At 61.4% G+C, this 3,215-nt stretch carries 4 protein-coding genes; 1 reads left to right on the top strand and 3 read right to left on the bottom strand.

Annotated features, from left to right (window positions below; genetic code table 11):
• The first annotated feature begins 668 nt into the window (after positions 1 to 668).
• Positions 669 to 1,103, top strand: coding sequence for a hypothetical protein (locus AC01FP_RS16690; RefSeq protein ID WP_474481789.1), 435 nt, complete (start codon positions 669 to 671; stop codon positions 1,101 to 1,103).
• Between the two features lie 325 nt (positions 1,104 to 1,428).
• Here AC01FP_RS16690 and AC01FP_RS16685 read toward each other — a convergent pair whose 3' ends face one another.
• The 3 genes from AC01FP_RS16685 to AC01FP_RS16675 form a co-directional block, all read right to left on the bottom strand.
• Positions 1,429 to 1,719 (bottom strand): DUF1651 domain-containing protein, encoded by a 291-nt coding sequence (locus AC01FP_RS16685; protein WP_474481788.1) that lies wholly within the window; start codon positions 1,717 to 1,719, stop codon positions 1,429 to 1,431.
• A gap of 10 nt (positions 1,720 to 1,729) precedes the next feature.
• Complete coding sequence (locus tag AC01FP_RS16680) at positions 1,730 to 2,014, bottom strand: galactose oxidase (RefSeq protein ID WP_474481787.1); 285 nt, start codon at positions 2,012 to 2,014, stop codon at positions 1,730 to 1,732.
• A gap of 125 nt (positions 2,015 to 2,139) precedes the next feature.
• The coding region (locus AC01FP_RS16675; RefSeq protein WP_474481786.1) for an RAD52 family DNA repair protein at positions 2,140 to 3,215 on the bottom strand (1,076 nt) is incomplete at its 5' end.

Below are 3,215 nucleotides of genomic sequence, written 5' to 3'. Positions count from 1 at the left end.
TGTCGTCATGTGCGCCCTGAGTATATACGGCAAGCTTGTCGGTAGCTTTACGAATTGCTCTCGATCTAATCCCGTACAGAAATGGAAAGAAGGCCTTGATCTGTCAACAATCAGAATAAGATGGGAGCGCAGAAGCTTGTCGGTTGGCAGATGTGTGCCTGTGTGACCTCCAATCTTCGGTCTTGCAAGCAGTTGCCCACACAGGAGACAGCTCCCGTTGTTGGTTTTCTGCCAACAACGAGTAGATGGGTAATCTGTAGCATGTACTACGTTTTCAGCACGGATCCCTGGATTAACCACTGATCAGCGAGAAGTTATAAGACCTGCGTCCATCCTGTCATGCCGGTGCAACCGCCTTCAGGGTGACCGGCTATGCCACCACTCAGAATCATGCAGAAGTCGCATAGTTTCGGATTGTCGCTTCTCTGTGTTCCTTTGGGCGCCCGCTTGAGGGCTGCTGGTGTTCGTTGCCCGACGCGCCGACATTGAGTAGGTTTACCCACCAGTCATCGCGTTTTTCAGTGCTTTAGGCCGGCTTGGCCGCAAGATGGCTTTCTGTATCGCCGTTGCCCTGTCCACCCGCCCACGCAGTCCCTGCCAACATCCCACCGCTGTATCGAGGCGGTGCAGGAAGCCCTGCGGCTCAGCGCCGATCGCCGGAGGCTCGCATGAGCTTTGACCCCGACACGATGCCGCCGCTGATGAGGGATTTTGCCGAGGCTGTGCGCTGTAGCCCAGAGAATCAAGCCTGGCTGTTTCTGTATGGCCACGCCCTTATCGACTCCCTTATTGAGCCGGAGGCGGGCTCAGCGGAGATGGTGCTCAAAATTCTGCGCTTGATGCGGGAAAACCTGCTGGGTGCTGGCAACTGGGGTTCCCTGATCTGGGATCACGACCTAGTCGCCAAGGTGATCGCCGCCACAGGGCTGAGCGGGGAAGCCAAGCAGCAGTTGGAACTGGTGGCGAGCTGGGATGGAGTCTGCAGCTACGTGTGCGAAAGCTTGGACGCCCCCACGGCGCAGGAGCGTGCGTTTGAAGTCACCGAGCGCATTCAGGAAGTGGTGCGCCTGGCCGTGGAGTTCGAGCTGGTGGATCTGGAATGAAACGGCTGCCAGGAAGCGCCCTTCATGAGCTCCCATTTGTCCCGATAGAGACCGGTGTCGATTGCCCCAACATGCCGATCGGATTGGACGGACTGAACAGTCCATCCCCAGGCCGGTGAGCACCTGAATGGCCAAGGCAGTGAGCCCCAGCGGCTCAAATACCTCCTCGAAGGCGCGGACCTGGGCCGCGCTCTGTGCTCCCAAGGCCCTGGGGAGCACCCCCAGATCCAGCATCAGATGGCCAGTGTGCGGGCGCTGCTTTGAGCGCGGGGTCGCCCTGATCAGGCGACATTGAAAAGTGAGCCAGTCGGTCGCTTCCTCATGGTCAATCCCCTAAGCCCAGGGGCTGCGGCGGCTTCCACTGCGGCGGATACGCCCGCCAACCCTCCTGCCGCTTCTGGCACCAGAGCTTGATGGCCTGCTCGCGGCTCAGCTGCTTGCGGTGCTTGAGCAGCGGCGGCTCTCCACTGGGCATCAACTCTCCAAAAGTCACTTCCAGGCTCTGACTCCATCGGTCGTAGCGCCGCGGCTGGAAATGGAGCACCTGGCGGCCATCGCTGAGCCAGGCCTCTTGTGGAGACAGCGGCGGCCGGCCGGGACTGTTCGTGACGTTCATCGAGAGCTGCTCAGGCCACCTCCGGCGCCCAACCCTGCTGCCGGGTCATGTCATCAGTCCAGCCCTGGCAGCGGCGTGTCAGGTGCTCGCCATGGGCGATCAGCCCCTGATTGAGCTGACAGGTGAGCACCGGGATGCAATTCACCCCGGCGTGGTGCCTGAACCAGTGGCAGGTCATGCAGACCTTGCTGCTGCGGGTCTTGAGCAGCACCACCTCATCGAGGTAGGGCCACTCCTCGATCGGGATTTCAAGCTTGGCGGCCAGAGCCGCGGGTCGGGGGAGAGGGGCACCCATGAATCATTGCCAATGCGTACGCATGTACTAGCACGGTTGCCCCTGTCGCGTCCCGCCTGATCGGCTCAGCCGTGGTGGATAGCGGCTGTTTCTGGCTGGGTCTGGTGCTGATTTGCTTAGCGCACCTATCGGTGCGACACCAGAAACGTCTCAATCCAGTCGTGGTGCCGCCGCTGACAAATTCGATCAGCGATCGATGCGGCCTCCTCCGGCACCTGGAACCGCTTGCGGAAGGCCTTGGTAAACCCCTCCAGAGCAGGGCGGGGCAATCCCCGAACGGTGTCGAGGATCTGCTGGATTGTGCCTGGATCGAGCGGGTCAAGGCTTGGATCTTTCTCTTGCTGCTCAGGTGATTGGGGCTGCTGCCGGGGCGCCGCTTCTGCTGGCCTGCTACTGCGGTTTGCGGCTGGGGCCGTAGTGGCTGAACTGGTGACCTCCCTTTGCTGCTTGTCATAGAGCGCCAGACCAAACGGATTACCAAAGGTCATCAGCGCCCTTTTCATCGCATCGGTCTCGGCCTCCTTGATGGCGGACTCATGGGCCTGGCCCAGATCCACGTCGATGCCATGGCCGGCGCCAGTGCCCTCTCGAACCAGAGGAGTCATTCCCCCCGCTGTGACGGTGATGCGTACGCGGGCGGTGTAGGTGACACCCCAGCCGTGCTTCTGATCTCTGCCGATGGTTCGTTCTGCCTGGGCAACACAGCGGACGGCGATGGTCTGACGCTGCCAGCCGTCAAAACCAAAGATCCGGTTTGCTTCCGCGATTACCTGCCAGCTAGTGATGGCGTACTGAGATATCCGCGCTAAGGTGTGTGAGTCGGCAGCGCAGGCCATGGGCCGCCGCCGGCAGAACCTGAGCCCCGCGACCACACCGCCGCCGCTGATGCAGACCGGCAGCGTGGGAGGCAGAGGGGGCTCCAGCACCATCACCTCGACAACCTGATTGACCGATCCGTCCGGGGGGCACCTGGGGTCCGATGGCCTGGAAGCGATGGCCCGGACCCCGAACCATTCACCCCTGGAAACAATGCAAAAACTGCAAAAAGAGCCGCACCCTGTCGAGCTGCTGGTGCTGGCCGTGCGCTTCCGTTCGGCAACCTCAGCACGGGTAGGCACTTCGCCAGCTGCGCAACGCTCCATGAACCACTCCCGCACATCCTCGGGGGTGGTGTCGGCGCTAAGGATGAACAGGGTGGTGC

The sequence above is a fragment of the Cyanobium sp. NIVA-CYA 375 genome, assembly GCF_056108345.1.
This window is presented reverse-complemented; position numbering and strand designations above follow the sequence as displayed.

What these genes read in the sequence shown, in the direction of transcription:
- AC01FP_RS16680 (WP_474481787.1), bottom strand. Translation starts at nt 2,014, where the DNA reads ATGGGTGCCCCTCTCCCCCGACCCGCGGCTCTGGCCGCCAAGCTTGAA.
- AC01FP_RS16690 (WP_474481789.1), top strand. Translation starts at nt 669, where the DNA reads ATGAGCTTTGACCCCGACACGATGCCGCCGCTGATGAGGGATTTTGCC.
- AC01FP_RS16685 (WP_474481788.1), bottom strand. Translation starts at nt 1,719, where the DNA reads ATGAACGTCACGAACAGTCCCGGCCGGCCGCCGCTGTCTCCACAAGAG.